The sequence below is a fragment of the Acinetobacter sp. S40 genome, from assembly GCF_016624705.1.
Lineage (GTDB): Bacteria > Pseudomonadota > Gammaproteobacteria > Pseudomonadales > Moraxellaceae > Acinetobacter.
Genome location: NZ_JACVTU010000004.1, coordinates 156,787 through 174,215, shown reverse-complemented (window position 1 = coordinate 174,215; position 17,429 = coordinate 156,787). Strand labels below are relative to the sequence as shown.

Here is a 17,429-nt window from a genome sequence, read left to right as displayed (position 1 = left end):
TTAAAAAAGCTTGTGAAAACGGGCTTTTTTTATGAAATTGTCATAATTTTGCAGCATACTAATAACAGGCATCAAAAATTTATAACCTTAGGTTGAATGCATGAATACCGCGATTACAACTCCATCAGAAACTACGCCGACAGAAGCGGAGTATACCTATAACAATCGCTATATTAATCGTGAACTTTCAATTCTCGATTTCCATCTACGCGTATTGGAACAGGCGGTTGATCCACTGCATCCACTTTTAGAGCGGATGAATTTCCTATTAATTTTCTCGCGTAATCTGGATGAATTTTTTGAAATTCGTGTTGCGGGTGTAATGGAGCAAATGTATCTGGGAAATGAAAGCCGTAGCCCAGATGGTTTAACACCACGACAAGTCTTAGATCAAATATCTGAAACGGCACATGCAGCGATTGAACGTCAATATCGTATCTTAAATGAAGAAATTTTGACAAAACTTCGCGACGAAGATATTTGCTTTCTGCGTCGTGGTGAACTTACACCTGCGCAGTCTTCATGGATTAAAAAATATTTTCAGGAACAAGTTGCACCTGTATTAACTCCCATCAGCTTAGATCCTGCGCATCCATTTCCCCGCTTGGTGAATAAAAGTCTGAATTTTATTGTGACTTTAGAAGGTAAAGATGCCTTTGGACGTCAGATTGATCTAGCAGTTGTACCAGCACCGCGTTCATTACCGCGCGTTGTACGCTTGCCTGATGAGTTAACAGGCGGTAAAGAACATCATGTAATGCTTTCAGCTATTATTCATGAACATATCTCTGACCTTTTTCCAGGAATGACCGCGACAGGCTGTTACCAGTTCCGTGTTACTCGTAATGCAGATTTAGCATTAAATGAAGATGTCGAAGACTTGGCCAAAGCCTTAAAAGGTGAGTTGAGTTCACGGCGTTTTGGTCGTGCAGTACGTCTAGAGGTGACTGAAAACTGTCCAAAGCATATTTACGAATATTTGCTGGATGAGTTTGATCTAGATGACGAACAACTTTATAAAGTCGATGGTCCAGTCAACCTTGCACGGTTATTGTCAAATTTTAAACGTCCGCATTTACGCTATGATTCGCATACGCCTGTTATTCCCAAAATATTGAAAAAATCTGAAAATATTTTTGCCGCTATGCAAAAGCAGGATATTTTACTCCACCATCCATTTGAATCTTTTGCACCCGTGATTAACTTGCTACGTGAAGCAGCACGTGATCCTCAGGTCCTTGCAATTAAACAGACGTTATACCGTAGTGGCGCGGATTCTGAAATTGTACAGGTTTTGGCAGAAGCTGCACGTAACGGTAAGGAAGTTACAGCCGTCATTGAGCTACGTGCGCGTTTTGATGAAGAATCTAATATCGAAGTGGCTAACTTGCTACAAGAGGCAGGGGCGGTAGTCGTTTATGGTATTGTTGGTTATAAAACTCACGCCAAAATGATTATGGTGGTGCGTCGAGAAAATAATAAACTAGTTCGTTATGTGCATTTGGGTACAGGTAACTATCATGCGGGCAATGCTCGTATATACACTGACTATGGTTTACTGACCACAGATAAAGAACTGTGTGATGATGTGCATCGTATCTTTCAAGAATTGACAGGTATGGGCAAAATGGCAAAATTAAAGAAATTATTACATGCGCCATTTACTTTACATGCACAACTAATCAATTTTATCGACGATGAAATTGCCAATGCCAAAGCTGGAAAATCTGCTCAAATTATTGTCAAAGTTAATGCGCTAACTGAAATGCAATTGATTAATAAATTGTATGAAGCATCACAAGCGGGCGTTAAAATTGATTTGATCATTCGTTCCATTTGCTGTTTACGTCCTGGTTTACCTGGCCTTTCAGAAAATATCCGTGTGCGATCTATTGTTGGTCGCTTTTTAGAACATACGCGTGTGTATTATTTTAGCAATAACGGTGATGCTCGGATTTATTGTTCAAGTGCCGACTGGATGGATCGTAATTTGTTTAATCGTGTGGAAGCGTGTTTTCCCGTTGAAGATCCTGTGTTAAAGAAACGCATCTATCAACAGGGGTTAGTGAATTATCTTAAAGATAATCAACAGGCATGGTTATTACGGGGCGATGGTACATGGGTTCGCGCTCAATTAGCTGAAGGTGAAGAACCGCATAATGCCCAACAGACTCTATTAGAGCTTTTTAAATAGCATTCAATCATTTTTTAAAAAAATTGTATTAAAAAAAGAGAATCGCAGGATTCTCTTTTTTTATTTTTAAATTTTATCGTATTATTCACGGACGACTAAAACAGGTACATGAACTTCACCTAAAACTTTTTGTGCCACGCTACCCAGTACAAGTTTTTTGATTCCTGTGCGTCCATGTGAACCAATGACCACCAGATCTGCATTTAAATCGGTGGCGGCTTTTACAATTTCTTTATAAATTTCCTGTCCTTCCACAACTTTAGTCTTCGCGTCTATTCCTTGATCTGCAAACTTTTGTTTTGCTTCATCTAAAATGCCTTTGATCATGGTTTGACTATGATTTAAAGCATCTTCTTTTTGATTTTGTGCATTAATATATTCAACCCCTATAAATGGATCGATCGTAATGACTAATAAGAGAGTGACTTGGCTAGAATAGGTTTTTGCAAGATTGGCGGCCTGATTAACGGCGGCTAATGATGTTGGTGAACCATCTACAGGAACTAAAATATGTTGGTAGGACATAATAATGTACTCCTTTTTCGTTGTGAACTGTATGAAATATTTATTTAAAGTTATTTAAAATCAGAATGTTGTGAAATTAATACAATTGATCTGATTCATTCAATATTGATATTAAAATGTTGCTAATTCTACATTAGCATAAATTTGTGAATTATGATCTTGTCTAAAACTAAAGTTAAATTTTAATCGGAATTTTACGATGGCTGAGGTTTCGTCGTTTCATTTTAAGTATATGTGATAGTCGGTTTTATAATAAAATTAATGGCATAGTTCCTTAAAAATATATCTGTATGTCAAAAGAACTTTATCTACAAATACTGGAAGTGATTGCTCTGATTCCTTATGGGAAAGTAGCCACCTATGGACAGATTGCACAACTAGCAGGATTGCCTAAACATGCCCGGCTGGTCGGTTATGTACTTAAGCATCTTGATCCAGACAGTGAAATACCGTGGCACCGGGTAATTAACTCGCAAGGAAAAATTAGTACCACGCGACTAAACTTTCAGGGTGAAAATATTCAGCAGGTAAAGCTGCTTGAAGAAGGTGTAGTTGTACTCGATAGAAAAGTTAAATTAAAGAAATATCAGTGGAGTTAATTGTTAAACACTCTTTACTCTTTATTTAACAATTAAAACGGGTATAGAACTTTCATTAAGAACCTTCTGTGCAACGCTACCCAATACAATTTTTTTGATTCCAGTGCGTCCATGAGAACCCATCACAATTAAATCTACATGTAATTCTTGGGCCGCCTGATTAATCGCATCAGCAACCGAGAAACCTTCGAGTAATTGAGTCGATATTTCAAGGGTTGAAGCATATTCGGCCTTAATTGTGGCTAAAGATTCTAAAATATAATTTCTGGCCCGTTCAATATATTCATTGCTTTGTCCAGTTTTAACGTATTCTTCAGCGGTAATTGGATCTAACTGCATCACTTCTACAAGCGTGACTTTGCTGTTTAAATCTTGGGCAAGTTTGAGTGCTTGCTTTAATGCAATAACAGAAGGGGCAGAATCATCAATTGCGATGAGAATATGAGGGTAGCTCATGTGGATTAACCTTATTATAAAAATCATGGATCTAATAGTTTTGTAGCATATATTCAAATCGAATAGGTTATATGATTAATAAAAAGAATTTTTTTTGTAATAAATTACGTTTTAAATATAAAAAAAGCCTCCCTAAGGAGGCCTGATCATTAAATGTATTCTACATTCACGATTTCATATTCAACCTCACCTTGAGGCGTCACAATTTTGGCTTCATCGCCTTCACTTTTTCCTAAAAGACCACGTGCGATAGGTGAGTTCACTGAAATTTTATTTATTTTAAAATCAGCTTCATCGTCACCCACGATTTTATAGGTTTTGCGTTCTTCCGTGTCTAAATTTTCAATGGTCACGGTTACCCCAAAAACAACACGACCATTTTTTTCAAGTTCGTGAATATCAATAACCTGAGCTGCGCCTAATTTACCTTCAATATCTTGAATACGGCCTTCACAAAAACCTTGTTGCTCACGTGCAGCATGATATTCAGCATTTTCTTTCAAATCACCGTGTTCACGTGCTTCAGCAATCGCTTGAGTAATACGTGGACGTTCAACACTTTTCAGTTGGTGTAATTCTTTCTCTAGAGCTTCTTTGCCCTCGGGAGTCATTGGATAACGTTGCATTCTAGTCCCTCTAAATGAAATGGGAGTGAGTATTTATTGATAAATTCATATCTAAATGCATAATAATATTGCATTTTACGCTTTTGGCTCCTGCCGAAAGGTAGCGAAATATCAGTAAACTCTCTTTTAAAAAAAACAAAAAACCCGCCACCGATAAGATGACGGGCTTATCAGTAACGAATTAACCTACAGTTTGTAAATCTTGCAAACGATATACATCCATTGGCAATTGAATTGCAAAGGCTTGGCAAACCGCTTCAGCGCCATTAATCGTAGTGGTGTAATACACTTTGCCCTGTAGGGCAGCACGACGAATCATGGCAGAATCATACTGAGCTTGTTTACCTTCAGTGGTATTGACAATAAGGTGTATTTCACCATTTTTCAAGCGGTCAACAATATGTGGACGGCCTTCAGTTACTTTATTTACACGTTCGCATTCCAAACCTGCATCTTTAAGGACCTGATAAGTTCCACCTGTTGCTACTAGTTTAAAGCCATAATCAACCAGTTTCTTTGCGATATCAGCAATATATTTCTTGTCTGATTCTCGGACCGACAAGAAAGCATGCTTTACTTCGCCTTCTGTTGGTAAGCCCGGTAAACGTTCATTTGAGCCTAATACAGCTTTATAGAATGCTTCGCCAAAGGTTGTACCTACACCCATAACTTCGCCTGTCGATTTCATCTCAGGCCCAAGCATTGGGTCAACACCTTGGAATTTAGCAAACGGGAATACCGCTTCTTTTACTGCAAAGTGAGTCGGGATAATCTCTTTGGTGAAACCTTGCGATTCCAGTGATTGACCCGCCATACAACGCGCAGCAACTTTGGCTAAAGATTCACCGATACATTTAGACACGAAAGGAACAGTACGTGATGCACGTGGGTTGACTTCAAGAATATAAATATCATTGCCCTTCACGGCAAACTGTACATTCATCAAACCCACAACGCCAAGTTCTTTAGCCATTGCAACTGTTTGGCGGCGCATTTCATCTTGAACTTCTTGAGAAAGTGAGTATGGAGGAATCGAGCATGCTGAATCACCTGAGTGAATACCGGCTTGTTCAATATGCTGCATGATTCCACCAATCACCACATCTTTACCGTCAGAGACGCAGTCCACATCAACTTCGGTAGCATCATCAAGGAAACGATCCAGCAGGACAGGAGCTTCGTTAGATGCTTGTACTGCTTCACGAAGATAACGTTTAAGTTCATCTTCGTTATATACGATTTCCATAGCACGACCACCTAATACATAAGATGGACGGACAACGAGTGGATAACCAACTTTAGCTGCTTCAGAAATACCTTCTTCAGCAGACTTCACAATGCTGTTGTTTGGTTGACGAAGCTGTAGACGTTGAATCATTTGCTGGAAACGTTCACGGTCTTCAGCACGGTCAATTGCGTCAGGTGATGTCCCGATAATTGGAGTCCCTGCTTCTTCTAAAGCACGTGCCAATTTCAATGGTGTTTGACCACCGTACTGTACGATCACACCTTTAGGCTTTTCGGTACGTACGATTTCAAGAACATCTTCAAGTGTTACAGGTTCAAAGTATAAACGATCAGAAGTGTCATAGTCAGTTGAAACCGTTTCAGGGTTACAGTTGACCATAATCGTTTCATAGCCATCATCACGCATCGCAAGCGCCGCATGTACACAGCAGTAGTCAAACTCGATCCCTTGACCGATACGGTTCGGGCCACCGCCAATCACCATGATTTTGTCACGGTTTGATGGATTTGCTTCACACTCTTCATCGTAAGTTGAGTACATATATGCAGTTGAAGATTCAAACTCAGCCGCACAAGTATCAACACGTTTATAAACTGGATAAACGCCCAAGTTCCAACGTTGTTTACGGAATTGCTTTTGTGAAATTCCCATTAAGTTGGCAATGCGCAGATCAGATAAGCCTTTGCGCTTAAATGAACGAATATTGTCAGCGTTCAAATCACCAAAACCAAGAGTTTTAACTTGTTCTTCAGTTTTAACAATATCTTCGATTTGAACGAGGAACCAACGGTCAATTTTAGTTGCTTCAAAGACTTCATCCAGCGTGAAGCCGTGACGGAAAGCATCAGCCACATACCAAATACGCTCTGGACCTGGAACTTTCAGTTCTTGTAAAAGTTTTTCTTTTACATTAGTGGCACCAGCTTCAATTTTCTCATCAAAACCACACACGCCTACTTCAAGACCACGAAGTGCTTTTTGCACTGATTCTTGGAAGTTACGGCCAATCGCCATCACTTCACCTACAGATTTCATCTGAGTGGTCAATACAGGTTCAGCTTGTGGGAATTTCTCGAAGTTAAAACGAGGAATTTTAGTGACTACATAATCGATTGATGGTTCAAATGACGCCGGGGTTGTACCGCCAGTAATGTCATTTTTCAGTTCATCAAGGGTGTAACCTACTGCAAGTTTCGCTGCAATTTTGGCAATCGGGAAACCAGTTGCTTTTGATGCAAGAGCAGAGGAACGTGATACACGGGGGTTCATCTCAATGACAACCATTCGGCCGTCTTCAGGATTAATACCAAATTGAACGTTTGAACCGCCTGTTTCTACACCAATTTCACGAAGAACTGCAATCGATGCATTACGCATGATTTGATATTCTTTGTCAGTCAATGTTTGCGCGGGTGCAACAGTGATGGAGTCGCCTGTATGAACACCCATTGGGTCAAAGTTTTCAATGGCGCAGACAATAATACAGTTGTCGTTTTTATCACGCACAACTTCCATCTCGTATTCTTTCCAACCAATTAATGATTCATCGATCAATAATTGGTGAGTCGGAGACAGGTCAAAACCACGTTCACAAATTTCAAGGAATTCTTCACGGTTATACGCGATACCGCCGCCTGAACCACCCATAGTAAAGGATGGGCGGATAATGACAGGAAAACCAAATTTTGCCTGAATATCTAAAGCTTCTTGAATGTTTTCTGCAATCGCAGCTTTTGGACATTCCAAACCAATTTTACGCATTGCGATATCAAATAGCTTACGATCTTCAGCTTTTTCAATCGCTTCTTTAGTCGCGCCAATCAATTCAACGCCGTATTTTTCCAAAACGCCGTTTTCATCAAGTGCTAATGCACAGTTTAATGCTGTTTGACCACCCATAGTCGGGAGGACGGCATCTGGACGTTCTTTTTCAATGATTTGTGCAACCGTTTGCCACGTGATTGGTTCAATATAGGTTGCATCGGCCATTGAAGGGTCAGTCATAATGGTCGCAGGATTCGAGTTGACCAAAATAACGCGGTAACCTTCTTCTCGAAGCGCTTTACACGCTTGTGCACCCGAATAGTCAAACTCACACGCCTGACCAATCACAATGGGACCCGCACCAATAATCAAGATGCTTTTAATATCCGTACGTTTAGGCATTATTCGCTCCTTAATTACTTCTTAGCTGCTTCAATAAGTTCGATGAAATGATCGAACAACGGGGCACAGTCATGTGGACCTGGGCTAGCTTCTGGGTGACCCTGAAAGCTAAATGCTGGTTTGTCCGTACGATGAATTCCTTGGTTTGTACCATCAAACAATGAACGATGTGTCACTTTTAAGTTGGATGGTAAGGTACTTTCATCAACAGCAAAACCGTGGTTTTGGGAGGTAATCATCACGGTACCGTGATGTGGGCTAAGAGGATCAAGGTTTTGTACAGGATGGTTAGCACCATGATGACCATGATTCATTTTCATGGTTTTGGCACCTGAAGCAAGTGCTAAAATTTGATGGCCTAAACAAATACCAAATACTGGTAGATGTGTGGTTTCAACAATAGTTTTTACTGCTTCAATGGCATAGTCACATGCTGCTGGATCACCAGGACCATTTGATAAGAACACGCCATCTGGATTGAGTGCGAGTACTTTTTCAGCAGGGGTTTGTGCTGGAACCACAGTCAGTTTACATCCACGGTCGGCAAGCATACGCAAGATGTTGGTTTTGACACCGTAATCGTATGCAACGACATGATACTTTAATTCAGGTTGACTAAAACCTGTCCCTAATTCCCATGAACCTTCAGTCCACTCAAAACCAGTTGGATCGCAACATTCTTTGGCAAGATCTAGACCATTTAAACCACCAAAGGCACGTGCTTTTGCCAAAGCTTCTTCTTCAGTAATATTTTCACCAGCAAGAATACAGCCATTTTGCGCACCTTTATCTCGCAAAATACGTGTCAATTTACGGGTATCAATATCTGCAATCGCAACGACATTATTGTGTTGTAAGTAGTCGCCTAATGATTGCTCTGCACGGAAATTGCTATGGAGTAGGGGAAGATCACGAATGATTAAGCCATTAGCCCATACTTTATGAATACGTCCAGATTCAGTATCTTCAGTATTGCATCCAGTATTACCAATGTGAGGATAAGTTAATGTCACTAGCTGTTGTGCATAACTTGGGTCGGTCAGAATTTCTTGATAGCCAGTCATGGCTGTATTAAAAACGACTTCACCAGTCGTTGATCCCGTTGCACCAATAGACGTACCTTTAAAGATCGTTCCATCAGCAAGGGCTAAAATGGCGGGGGTGCTCAAACCAAAGCTCCTGAATTAAAACCACAAAAATAGGGCTGTAAAAAAGCGAGTAGACATAAAAAAAGGCCGGCTGTCTTTCAAAAACACGCCCTCCTTTTGGTCTGCTCGCTTATAACTTAACAGCGCATTATACGCATGAAGCCCTCACAAGTCTACGAGTTTTAACTGAAATCCATGCTTATTTCGGCATTTAAAAAAATCATGCTTTTTTATCGGAATTTTGTTGAAAGTAAAAATTGTCTAACAATTTACATGTTGAGTAAATGTTGATCGATTTACACTAGGGACTGTCATAATTCAAAAAGAAGAGGGTAAGCGTATGCCAGCAAAAAAACCATTAAAGGCGGTGGTTGAAGAACATCAACAACAAGTTGAACAGCTATATACTGAAACGACAGCTCAGGTTAAAGAAGTTCTAAATGAAACGCAGGAAAAAATTGAAGCTGAAGCGAAAGAATTGAATCAGACTTTTCAAACTCAATTTTCACATCTTAAAGAAGATGTGTTACAACGTGTCGATGTTATCAAATCTCAATTTAACAATTCACAAGGTGATCTAACTGAACTTGGGGATGTGATTAAAAAAGAGTTTGGAACATTGGTAGAGGATCTAGGCAAAGTTGGTCGTGAAATTAAAGATGATTTGAGTCAAATCACTTTAAAGCACAAAGATACTTTAACAGATGTCCTAAAACGCTCAAAAGAACATGCTGTTGAAGCATGGAATAAAGTACGCGAAGGCTAAACGCTCTAGCAACTGACCAGTAAGAGTACATGACTTTTACTGGTTGTTTTGCAAATAATCTCTAATGCTTAAAAATCATGCAGCCAATCACGTTTATTATGAAAATCAGCAGTAGGACTACTATGTTGCATGGCATAAAAATGCATGCCCTGTGAAGTATTGAGAACTGCGGATAAACCCACATATAGATCTGGCCATTTGAGTTGATACTTCTGCATAAACTCAGCTAAATCTAAACTGACATTCAAACCATAATGGGTTCTTTTAAGTTGATTTAACTCAATGTCATAAGCTGCTAGGGGCGGTAAATTTTCAGGATAACGATATTCTTCAAACTGATAAGCCTGCCATGCTTCAGATGGAGACAAATTAATCTCGCGATAATAATCCTGATTTTTAACCCCAATAAAAATTTCATAACAAGTTTGTTCCCATAAAAAATCACGACGCGGGTGAGCCGCAACCTTTTCAGGCCAAACCATCAAATGATTAGGATCACGTAGCCAATAACCAACATTGAGGGTAAAGGGAGATTGTTGTTCAATCGCTCCGACCAATGAAATTGAGTCAAAACGATCAAAGGACATCAATTCATAACTTGCCATAATGGGAATCGATTTATTTGGCTAAATGTGCGTGACGAACGAGATTGGATAAATTAGGATTCTGTTTGGGTGCTTTTTTATAGAGTAATACAATTTTACCAATTTTCTGAACAGCTTCGGCGCCTGTGGCTTTTGCCAGTTCATCGATCACCTGCGCACGGACTTCGCGATCTTCACCAGCAACTTTTACTTTAATCAATTCATGATCGTTTAAAGCACGGTGAGTTTCTTCGATAACGTTTTCAGTTAAACCTTGTCCACCAATCATGACCACTGGATTTAGTGCATGTCCGATTTGACGTAAACGTTTGCGCTCTTGGATAGATAAAGCCGCCATGAAAACTACCTAAATGTAAAAACAACCTAGTATAACTTGCATCCCGCATCTAAGATAGCAGCAAGACGCAGACAAGCCAGATAAAAATACAAAAATATCCGATCATGAACATTGAAAAAAATATAATCAAAGAGAGCTGTTTAGATACATATGCATACTGCAAAATCTGTATTTTTCACGTACAATGACAGGTCAGAAGTTTTTTAATATTTAGTGAGTTATGGCGACACGCATTACCAATCAGAAGTTATCTAAGAGTAGTCGTGCGTGGATGCGGGAACACCTTGATGATCCTTTTGTTAAAAGAGCCCAAAAGGAGGGATACCGTGCCCGTGCCGCATACAAACTTCTTGAAATTCAGGAAAAATATAAACTGATCAAGCCAGGCATGACAGTGGTTGACCTTGGTGCGGCTCCTGGTAGTTGGTCGCAAATCGCAGGGAAACTGGTTGGAAGTAAAGGTCTGGTCATTGCATCTGATATTTTACCTATGGATGCACTTCCTGATGTTACTTTCCTACAAGGTGACTTTCGCGAAGAAGAAGTCTTCGAAAAATTGTTAAATATTTTAAATGGACGTGTTGTAGACATTGTAATTTCAGATATGGCCCCCAATACATCAGGTAATAGGGCTGTAGATCAACCCCGTCAGATTTATTTATGTGAACTGGCTCTTGATTTCGCCCAGAAAGTACTCGGCCCAAATGGACAATTTGTGGTAAAAGTATTTCAGGGTGCTGGTTTCGATGAATTTCGAAAGCAAGTCGTCGACAGTTTTGATGTATTGAAAACTGCCAAACCAGAAGCTTCCCGTGCGCGTTCTAAAGAAGTATTTTTGATCGGGCAGGGTCGTAAAAAGGCAATGCGATAAAGTTTACTTGCCAAGTCGAGAAAAATTGTGCATTTTGTACAATTTCAACTTGTAGCAAGCATTAGACTTGCTGTTTACTAGGGTCTACCCCGTAATGGGCATGATCAAATTAGATTGATAATGGGAATAAAGCTTTGAGCGATCTCTTCAAGAATGCCGTATTGTGGCTAATAATACTTGGTGTTCTGATTTTGATTTTCAGTAACATCAGTGACCGCAATAAACCATCAGCAATGAATTATTCAGAATTCGTCGCTGCGGTGAATGCTGGTCAAATTAAGCAAGTCACTATTGATGGTTTAAATATTAGTGGTGAAAAAACCAACGGCTCTCATTTTGAGACAGTACGTCCGCAGGTTGAAGACACCGAGCTTTTACCAAGCCTGAACAAAAATAACGTTGTGGTTGAAGGAACAGCACCTCAACGTCAAGGCTTGTTGATGCAACTTCTCATTGCTAGTTTTCCTGTACTTCTCATCATTTTGTTATTCATGTTCTTTATGCGAAATATGGGTGGGGGAGCTGGTGGCAAGAACGGACCAATGAGTTTTGGTAAGTCTAAGGCCAAGATGCTTTCAGAAGACCAGATTAAAGTGACATTTAAGGATGTTGCTGGTTGTGATGAAGCTAAACAAGAAGTAGTTGAAATTGTTGACTTTTTGAAAGATCCTGCCAAATTCAAACGCTTAGGTGCAACTATTCCTCGTGGTGTACTAATGGTAGGACCACCGGGAACAGGTAAGACTTTATTAGCCAAAGCGATTGCGGGTGAAGCTAAAGTTCCATTCTTTAGTATTTCTGGTTCTGACTTTGTTGAAATGTTTGTGGGTGTGGGTGCATCTCGTGTGCGTGACATGTTCGAACAAGCCAAACGTCATGCGCCTTGTATCATCTTTATTGATGAGATTGATGCTGTAGGCCGTCATCGTGGTTCAGGTACAGGCGGTGGGCATGATGAACGCGAGCAGACGTTGAACCAAATGCTGGTTGAAATGGATGGTTTTGAAGGTAATGAGGGCGTGATCGTCATTGCTGCAACCAACCGTGCTGATGTTTTGGATAAAGCCTTATTGCGTCCTGGTCGTTTTGATCGACAAGTTATGGTGGGTTTACCTGATATCAATGGGCGTGAGCAAATTCTCAATGTTCATTTGAAAAAACTTCCTTCGGTTACAGGTGTAGACCTAAAAGTTTTGGCGCGTGGTACACCTGGATTTTCTGGTGCACAATTGGCAAATCTTGTAAATGAAGCAGCTCTTTTTGCAGCTCGTCGTAATAAAAATACGGTGGACATGCATGATTTTGAAGATGCTAAAGACAAGATATATATGGGGCCTGAGCGTAAATCGATGATTCTTCGTGAAGAAGAGCGTCGTGCTACCGCGTACCATGAGTCTGGACATGCGATTGTTGCTGAGACTTTGCCGGGTACCGATCCTGTGCATAAAGTAACGATTATGCCACGTGGATGGGCATTGGGTGTGACTTGGCAGCTACCTGAACAAGACCAGATTAGTCATTATAAAGATAAAATGCTCAATGAAATTTCGATTTTATTTGGTGGTCGTATTGCTGAGGAGATTTTTATCAATCAGCAATCAACGGGTGCTTCAAATGACTTTGAGCGTGCAACTAAAATGGCGCGTGCGATGGTTACCAAATATGGTATGTCGGATAAACTAGGTGTAATGGTTTATGAAGACGAAAATCAAAATGGTTTCTTCGGTAACGTTGGAAGTCGTACTATTTCGGAAGCTACTCAGCAACAGGTTGATCAGGAAGTACGTCGTATTCTTGATGAACAATATAAAGTTGCATGGGATATTCTTGAAAGCAACAAGGATAAAGCTCATGTTATGGTCAAAGCACTTCTGGATTGGGAAACGATTGATCGTGAGCAGGTACGTGACATTATGGAAGGTCGTGAACCACGTCCACCAAAAGTCTATGTTGCTGAAAATCCAGTGGTTGATTTGGATCCGCCTGGTAGTGGTCCCTCAACACCACCTCCATTACCCTCTATGAGTTAATGATCTGATGAATATATAAGAGCTGCTTCGGCAGCTCTTTTTATTTGGATATTATTCAGCTAGACGTTGAGTTAAATCCATCCTTTTATTGGAACATGCTGCTAAACTTTAGTTGGACTTTAGGAGTAAGAAAATGCGTTTAATGCCTTTACCTCAGCGAAAACTCAAGTGCGGCCGGCATCAACTTGATTTATCTCAACCAAAGGTGATGGGCATTTTAAATGTTACTCCTGACTCATTTAGTGATGGTGGTCAGCATAATCAAAAACAGCAAGCCTATGCATATGCTATGCAAATGATTGAAGATGGAGCTTCTATTATTGATATTGGTGGGGAATCTACACGCCCAGGAGCTTCACCAGTTGAGATTAAGGAAGAAATTTGCCGTGTAGTACCAGTGGTTGAACTATTGGCCAAAGAAGATGTCATTTTATCGATTGATACAAGCCAGCCTGAAGTCATCAAAGCCGCTGTTGAAGCTGGAGCACATATCTGGAATGATGTTCGTGCTTTAACTCGTCCAGAGGCCTTGGAGACTGCAACAGCATTAGATATTCCCGTCATGATTATGCATATGCGTGGAGAGCCGACTACGATGAATCAGTTGGATCACTATGTCGATGTAACCTTGGACGTGATGCAGGAATTACGGCAACGAATTGATGATGCACTGCTTGCAGGAGTGAAATCAGAAAATATTATTATTGATCCAGGATTTGGGTTTGCTAAAAATGCCCAACAAAACTTACAACTCTTAAATGAATTCTGGAAACTTAATGAGTTGGGGTATCCTATTTTATCTGCATTATCACGCAAACGTTTTATTGGTGAAGCATTGGGTGGAGCAAATGCTCAGCAACGTGCGGTCGGGAGTGTTACAGCACATTTGTTAAGTATTCAGCAGGGAGCCTCGATTGTGCGTGCACATGATGTCAAAGCAACGGTAGATGCTATTCGGGTTTGGCAGGCAATGCTAGAGGTTTAATAAAAACAAAGCATAATGAGGAATTTTATATATTTCAGAAAAACAATTCAGTTGTTTGAGAAGATGAAGTTTTGAGTGTTTGGAGATAAGGTTGAAAATTTAGCATATGTTAATTTACTGATCAATTCTTCAGTTGATTAGTAATATTTATGATGCAAATTCATCCTTTTGCTTTTATGATTTTTATTGCCTCTATTATTTTGGATATTTTTTTTCTTATTCTAGCGATTTTTTATGCAGATAGACTATTTGTATTTATTGCAATACTATTGCTTGCTGTTGCTTGGCTTATTTATAAAGAATATCAGTTATACCTTGAGCTTCTTGAAGATTGGGGGAGAATTTAATCTCAGGATATGTTATAAGCAGCGCGGAATTTTAATATTGTTAAGTATTTATTCATGTTGAACGATCTTCTTCTCCCTATGTTTGATGATGACTATTATCCCCAGATTTTGGTCGCTGAAATTAAGCAATATATCGTTGATTTCTCCAAAAAAATTCAGGTCTCTGTTAAAGAGGAATCTGAGATTTATCAATTTGCAAATTTGACCTTATTAAAAATTAATGAGATGAAGGCTGAATTTGAAGATCTGGATTCGAGTCTGGATGACACTGCAACTGATTATATTGCTGAAGCAATGATGATGGTTGTACAGAATGCAGGATATATGGATATAGATTTAGAAGAGCTGGTTGCTCGTAGAGAATGGTAATAACCACTCTCTATGTTATTTCTTTTCAATATTTTAGGCATAAAAAAACCAGCGCTTGCTGGATTCTTTATTAACACCATTTTAATTATTTTAAAATGGTGCCCGGGGCCGGACTCGAACCGGCACGCTTTGTGGGCGGGGGATTTTAAATCCCCTGTGTCTACCTATTTCACCACCCGGGCATGACGGCAATAATAGAGGAACTCCCTATTATTGGCAAGAATATCCTGAATTATTTGTAGATTTTTCAGGCAACTACTCCCTATTTAATCATTAGGGATTTAGTGCGCAGATGAGTCTGCCAATATTCTCACAACTTGTGCTAAGGTTTTTTGAACCATTTTCAAGTGCTGTTTCGAGATCGCTGCATTGATTCAGAATCCCAAAAATTGCCGTGATTCCTTCTTGATAAAGTGTTTCGATTCCTTTGCCAAGATATCCAGCGCAAACAAAGACGGGTTTGTTGTATTGTTTGGCAATACGGGCAACTCCAATTGGAGTTTTTCCAAATTTGGTCTGAAAGTCGATGGCACCTTCACCTGTAAAAACATAATCGGCTTGCTGAATAGCTTGTTTTAAATTTGTGTGTTCGATAATGGTTTCTACACCAGATTGAATTTTGGCTGGGGTAAATGCTAAAAGACCAGCAGCGAGGCCACCAGCAGCTCCAGCACCTGCTGTATCTTTAACTTTAATATTGAGCTGTTTTTCAATTAAATCAGCAAAATGGGTGAGATTAGATTCAAGTTTTTCAATCATTTCAGCGTTTGCACCTTTTTGCGGGCCAAAAACTCGTGTGGCTCCTTCATCACCGAGTAAAGGGTTGCTCACATCATTAGCAATGATAATTTCAACGTTTTTCAAGCGAGGATCAAGCTGATTAATGTCGATTGCTTGAATTTGGTCAAGGTAACCGCCTCCAAGATTTACTATTTGTTGATTGTGATCCAGAAATTTTGCCCCTAAAGCAACGGCCATTCCCATACCTGCATCATTAGTAACACTTCCTCCTAGGCCAATAATGATTTGAGTGACACCATGATCAAGTGCGGCACGAATCATTTCACCCGTACCAAATGTTGAAGTCAGTAAAGGATTGCGTTGTTTGGGGGAGAGTAGGTGAATGCCATTGGCCTTAGCCATTTCAATCACGGCAGTTTTTCCGTGATTAATTAAGCCAAAATAAGTCGAAATCTGTTGAGAAGTTAATGGACCTGATACGTTGAGATTGATTCTTTGGCCTTGTTTTGCATCAACCAGTGCATCTACAGTACCTTCACCACCATCCGCCATGGGACACAAAATAAAACGGGCGTCTGGAAATATGCTTTGTAAGCCTGTTTGCATGGCGTGACAGGCTTCAAGTGCTGTCATGCTTTCTTTAAAAGAATCTGGTGCAAGCACAAAGGTTTTGGGCATTTTCAAGACTACTAATTTTAGTGGGTATTCAGAATATAATCGAATTTAAGATAACATTGCTTCAATGTAATATTCAATTTTTTAATTGGGCTGTAAAAGTGAGTACAAATGATAAAGATTGAACAATGATCGATCGAGTAGTCTTTGCTGGGTGTTATGGGTGACTGAGTTTTGTTCTTGGCTTTACTGTGCCTTGTTGATTATGCAGTCTGTTAATACGGCATAAATTTCTTAATTATTGTATTTATCACGGGGAGTGTATGGTGTTATAAACATCGTTTTATCCTCATTTATGATTCGATTTTTATAAAAGTCTAGCGCTGGTTCTAATTATAAGAAAGCTGTTATAAATGCTAGGCATAAAAAAACCAGCGTCTGCTGGATTCTTTATTGACACCATCTTAATCATCTTAAGATGGTGCCCGGGGCCGGACTCGAACCGGCACGCTTTGTGGGCGGGGGATTTTAAATCCCCTGTGTCTACCTATTTCACCACCCGGGCTTGACCAAATTTGGAGGCGGAGGTCGGAATCGAACCGGCGTACACGGAGTTGCAGTCCGCTGCATGACCACTCTGCCACCCCGCCATCATTTGGTGATGCACATATTAGCAAGCTTCACAAAAAAAACAATAGTGATTTCAGCGAATATGCACAGAAAAACAACATCTAAAATAAAATTGGCTCAATTATCATGTATCATTTGCAAAATCGAATTCATATCTACTTTGGAGATGT

The 17,429-nt window shown here is 39.9% G+C and carries 16 protein-coding genes and 3 tRNA genes; 8 read left to right on the top strand and 11 right to left on the bottom strand.

What is annotated here, in order from left to right; all coding sequences use genetic code 11:
* Positions 1–100: 100 nt before the first annotated feature.
* Positions 101–2,194, top strand: coding sequence for a polyphosphate kinase 1 (gene ppk1 / locus IAE19_RS08100; protein ID WP_200460431.1), 2,094 nt, complete (start codon positions 101–103; stop codon positions 2,192–2,194).
* An 81-nt stretch (positions 2,195–2,275) separates the two neighbouring features.
* Here ppk1 and IAE19_RS08095 read toward each other — a convergent pair whose 3' ends face one another.
* Complete coding sequence (locus tag IAE19_RS08095) at positions 2,276–2,719, bottom strand: universal stress protein (RefSeq protein WP_200460430.1); 444 nt, start codon at positions 2,717–2,719, stop codon at positions 2,276–2,278.
* Positions 2,720–3,009: 290 nt separating this feature from the next.
* On the opposite strand from IAE19_RS08095, the gene IAE19_RS08090 reads away from it, so the two are divergent.
* Entirely contained in the window at positions 3,010–3,318 is a 309-nt protein-coding gene (locus IAE19_RS08090; RefSeq protein ID WP_200460429.1) for an MGMT family protein, read from the top strand.
* Between the two features lie 21 nt (positions 3,319–3,339).
* Here the strand turns inward: IAE19_RS08090 and IAE19_RS08085 are convergent, their stop codons facing one another.
* The 4 genes from IAE19_RS08085 to carA all read right to left on the bottom strand — a co-directional run bounded on the left by IAE19_RS08085 (position 3,340) and on the right by carA (position 8,984).
* Positions 3,340–3,774 (bottom strand): universal stress protein, encoded by a 435-nt coding sequence (locus tag IAE19_RS08085; protein WP_200460428.1) that lies wholly within the window; start codon positions 3,772–3,774, stop codon positions 3,340–3,342.
* Between the two features lie 149 nt (positions 3,775–3,923).
* The gene (gene greA, locus IAE19_RS08080; RefSeq protein ID WP_200460427.1) at positions 3,924–4,400 is read right to left on the bottom strand and encodes a transcription elongation factor GreA; all 477 of its coding nucleotides are present in this window, start codon (positions 4,398–4,400) and stop codon (positions 3,924–3,926) included.
* Between the two features lie 181 nt (positions 4,401–4,581).
* Positions 4,582–7,815: a carbamoyl-phosphate synthase large subunit gene (gene carB / locus IAE19_RS08075; protein WP_200460426.1), complete on the bottom strand. Its 3,234-nt coding sequence runs from the start codon at positions 7,813–7,815 to the stop codon at positions 4,582–4,584.
* Positions 7,816–7,829: 14 nt separating this feature from the next.
* Complete coding sequence (gene carA, locus IAE19_RS08070; RefSeq protein WP_200460425.1) at positions 7,830–8,984, bottom strand: glutamine-hydrolyzing carbamoyl-phosphate synthase small subunit; 1,155 nt, start codon at positions 8,982–8,984, stop codon at positions 7,830–7,832.
* A gap of 319 nt (positions 8,985–9,303) precedes the next feature.
* Here carA and IAE19_RS08065 point away from each other — a divergent pair, with 319 nt between their 5' ends.
* A complete protein-coding gene (locus tag IAE19_RS08065; protein ID WP_200460424.1) occupies positions 9,304–9,729 on the top strand; it encodes a hypothetical protein in 426 nt (141 codons plus the stop codon).
* 68 nt (positions 9,730–9,797) lie between these two features.
* On the opposite strand, the gene IAE19_RS08060 is transcribed toward IAE19_RS08065, so the two are convergent.
* Together IAE19_RS08060 and yhbY are read right to left on the bottom strand one after the other, a co-directional pair.
* Positions 9,798–10,334 (bottom strand): DOMON-like domain-containing protein, encoded by a 537-nt coding sequence (locus IAE19_RS08060; protein WP_200460423.1) that lies wholly within the window; start codon positions 10,332–10,334, stop codon positions 9,798–9,800.
* 13 nt (positions 10,335–10,347) lie between these two features.
* Positions 10,348–10,671, bottom strand: coding sequence for a ribosome assembly RNA-binding protein YhbY (gene yhbY / locus IAE19_RS08055; RefSeq protein ID WP_200460422.1), 324 nt, complete (start codon positions 10,669–10,671; stop codon positions 10,348–10,350).
* A 220-nt stretch (positions 10,672–10,891) separates the two neighbouring features.
* Between yhbY and rlmE the strand changes: the two genes are divergently transcribed.
* The 5 genes from rlmE to IAE19_RS08030 all read left to right on the top strand — a co-directional run bounded on the left by rlmE (position 10,892) and on the right by IAE19_RS08030 (position 15,273).
* Positions 10,892–11,542, top strand: a complete 651-nt coding sequence (rlmE, locus tag IAE19_RS08050) for a 23S rRNA (uridine(2552)-2'-O)-methyltransferase RlmE (RefSeq protein WP_200460421.1) — start codon at positions 10,892–10,894, stop codon at positions 11,540–11,542.
* A 134-nt stretch (positions 11,543–11,676) separates the two neighbouring features.
* The gene (ftsH, locus tag IAE19_RS08045; RefSeq protein ID WP_200460420.1) at positions 11,677–13,572 is read left to right on the top strand and encodes an ATP-dependent zinc metalloprotease FtsH; all 1,896 of its coding nucleotides are present in this window, start codon (positions 11,677–11,679) and stop codon (positions 13,570–13,572) included.
* Positions 13,573–13,705: 133 nt separating this feature from the next.
* The gene (folP, locus tag IAE19_RS08040; protein WP_200460419.1) at positions 13,706–14,557 is read left to right on the top strand and encodes a dihydropteroate synthase; all 852 of its coding nucleotides are present in this window, start codon (positions 13,706–13,708) and stop codon (positions 14,555–14,557) included.
* A 149-nt stretch (positions 14,558–14,706) separates the two neighbouring features.
* Complete coding sequence (locus IAE19_RS08035) at positions 14,707–14,904, top strand: hypothetical protein (RefSeq protein WP_227610959.1); 198 nt, start codon at positions 14,707–14,709, stop codon at positions 14,902–14,904.
* Positions 14,905–14,958: 54 nt separating this feature from the next.
* Positions 14,959–15,273 carry a DUF5713 family protein gene (locus tag IAE19_RS08030; RefSeq protein ID WP_200460418.1) on the top strand — a complete coding sequence of 105 codons (315 nt, stop codon included), beginning with the start codon at positions 14,959–14,961 and terminating at the stop codon, positions 15,271–15,273.
* 96 nt (positions 15,274–15,369) lie between these two features.
* On the opposite strand, the gene IAE19_RS08025 is transcribed toward IAE19_RS08030, so the two are convergent.
* From IAE19_RS08025 to IAE19_RS08010, 4 genes are all read right to left on the bottom strand, one after another.
* Positions 15,370–15,455: transfer RNA gene (locus IAE19_RS08025), tRNA-Leu, on the bottom strand.
* A gap of 91 nt (positions 15,456–15,546) precedes the next feature.
* Positions 15,547–16,692: a glycerate kinase gene (locus tag IAE19_RS08020; protein WP_200460417.1), complete on the bottom strand. Its 1,146-nt coding sequence runs from the start codon at positions 16,690–16,692 to the stop codon at positions 15,547–15,549.
* A gap of 416 nt (positions 16,693–17,108) precedes the next feature.
* A tRNA-Leu gene (locus IAE19_RS08015) sits at positions 17,109–17,194 on the bottom strand.
* An 11-nt stretch (positions 17,195–17,205) separates the two neighbouring features.
* A tRNA-Cys gene (locus tag IAE19_RS08010) sits at positions 17,206–17,279 on the bottom strand.
* Between the last annotated feature and the right edge of the window lie 150 nt (positions 17,280–17,429).

Bases quoted from the DNA above. Each gene is read 5' to 3' on its own strand.
- IAE19_RS08065 (WP_200460424.1), top strand. From the start codon at position 9,304: ATGCCAGCAAAAAAACCATTAAAGGCGGTGGTTGAAGAACATCAACAA.
- folP (WP_200460419.1), top strand. From the start codon at position 13,706: ATGCGTTTAATGCCTTTACCTCAGCGAAAACTCAAGTGCGGCCGGCAT.
- rlmE (WP_200460421.1), top strand. From the start codon at position 10,892: ATGGCGACACGCATTACCAATCAGAAGTTATCTAAGAGTAGTCGTGCG.
- carB (WP_200460426.1), bottom strand. From the start codon at position 7,815: ATGCCTAAACGTACGGATATTAAAAGCATCTTGATTATTGGTGCGGGT.
- IAE19_RS08020 (WP_200460417.1), bottom strand. From the start codon at position 16,692: ATGCCCAAAACCTTTGTGCTTGCACCAGATTCTTTTAAAGAAAGCATG.
- IAE19_RS08060 (WP_200460423.1), bottom strand. From the start codon at position 10,334: ATGGCAAGTTATGAATTGATGTCCTTTGATCGTTTTGACTCAATTTCA.
- greA (WP_200460427.1), bottom strand. From the start codon at position 4,400: ATGCAACGTTATCCAATGACTCCCGAGGGCAAAGAAGCTCTAGAGAAA.
- yhbY (WP_200460422.1), bottom strand. From the start codon at position 10,671: ATGGCGGCTTTATCTATCCAAGAGCGCAAACGTTTACGTCAAATCGGA.
- IAE19_RS08030 (WP_200460418.1), top strand. From the start codon at position 14,959: ATGTTGAACGATCTTCTTCTCCCTATGTTTGATGATGACTATTATCCC.
- IAE19_RS08085 (WP_200460428.1), bottom strand. From the start codon at position 3,774: ATGAGCTACCCTCATATTCTCATCGCAATTGATGATTCTGCCCCTTCT.
- IAE19_RS08090 (WP_200460429.1), top strand. From the start codon at position 3,010: ATGTCAAAAGAACTTTATCTACAAATACTGGAAGTGATTGCTCTGATT.
- ppk1 (WP_200460431.1), top strand. From the start codon at position 101: ATGAATACCGCGATTACAACTCCATCAGAAACTACGCCGACAGAAGCG.
- IAE19_RS08035 (WP_227610959.1), top strand. From the start codon at position 14,707: ATGATGCAAATTCATCCTTTTGCTTTTATGATTTTTATTGCCTCTATT.
- IAE19_RS08095 (WP_200460430.1), bottom strand. From the start codon at position 2,719: ATGTCCTACCAACATATTTTAGTTCCTGTAGATGGTTCACCAACATCA.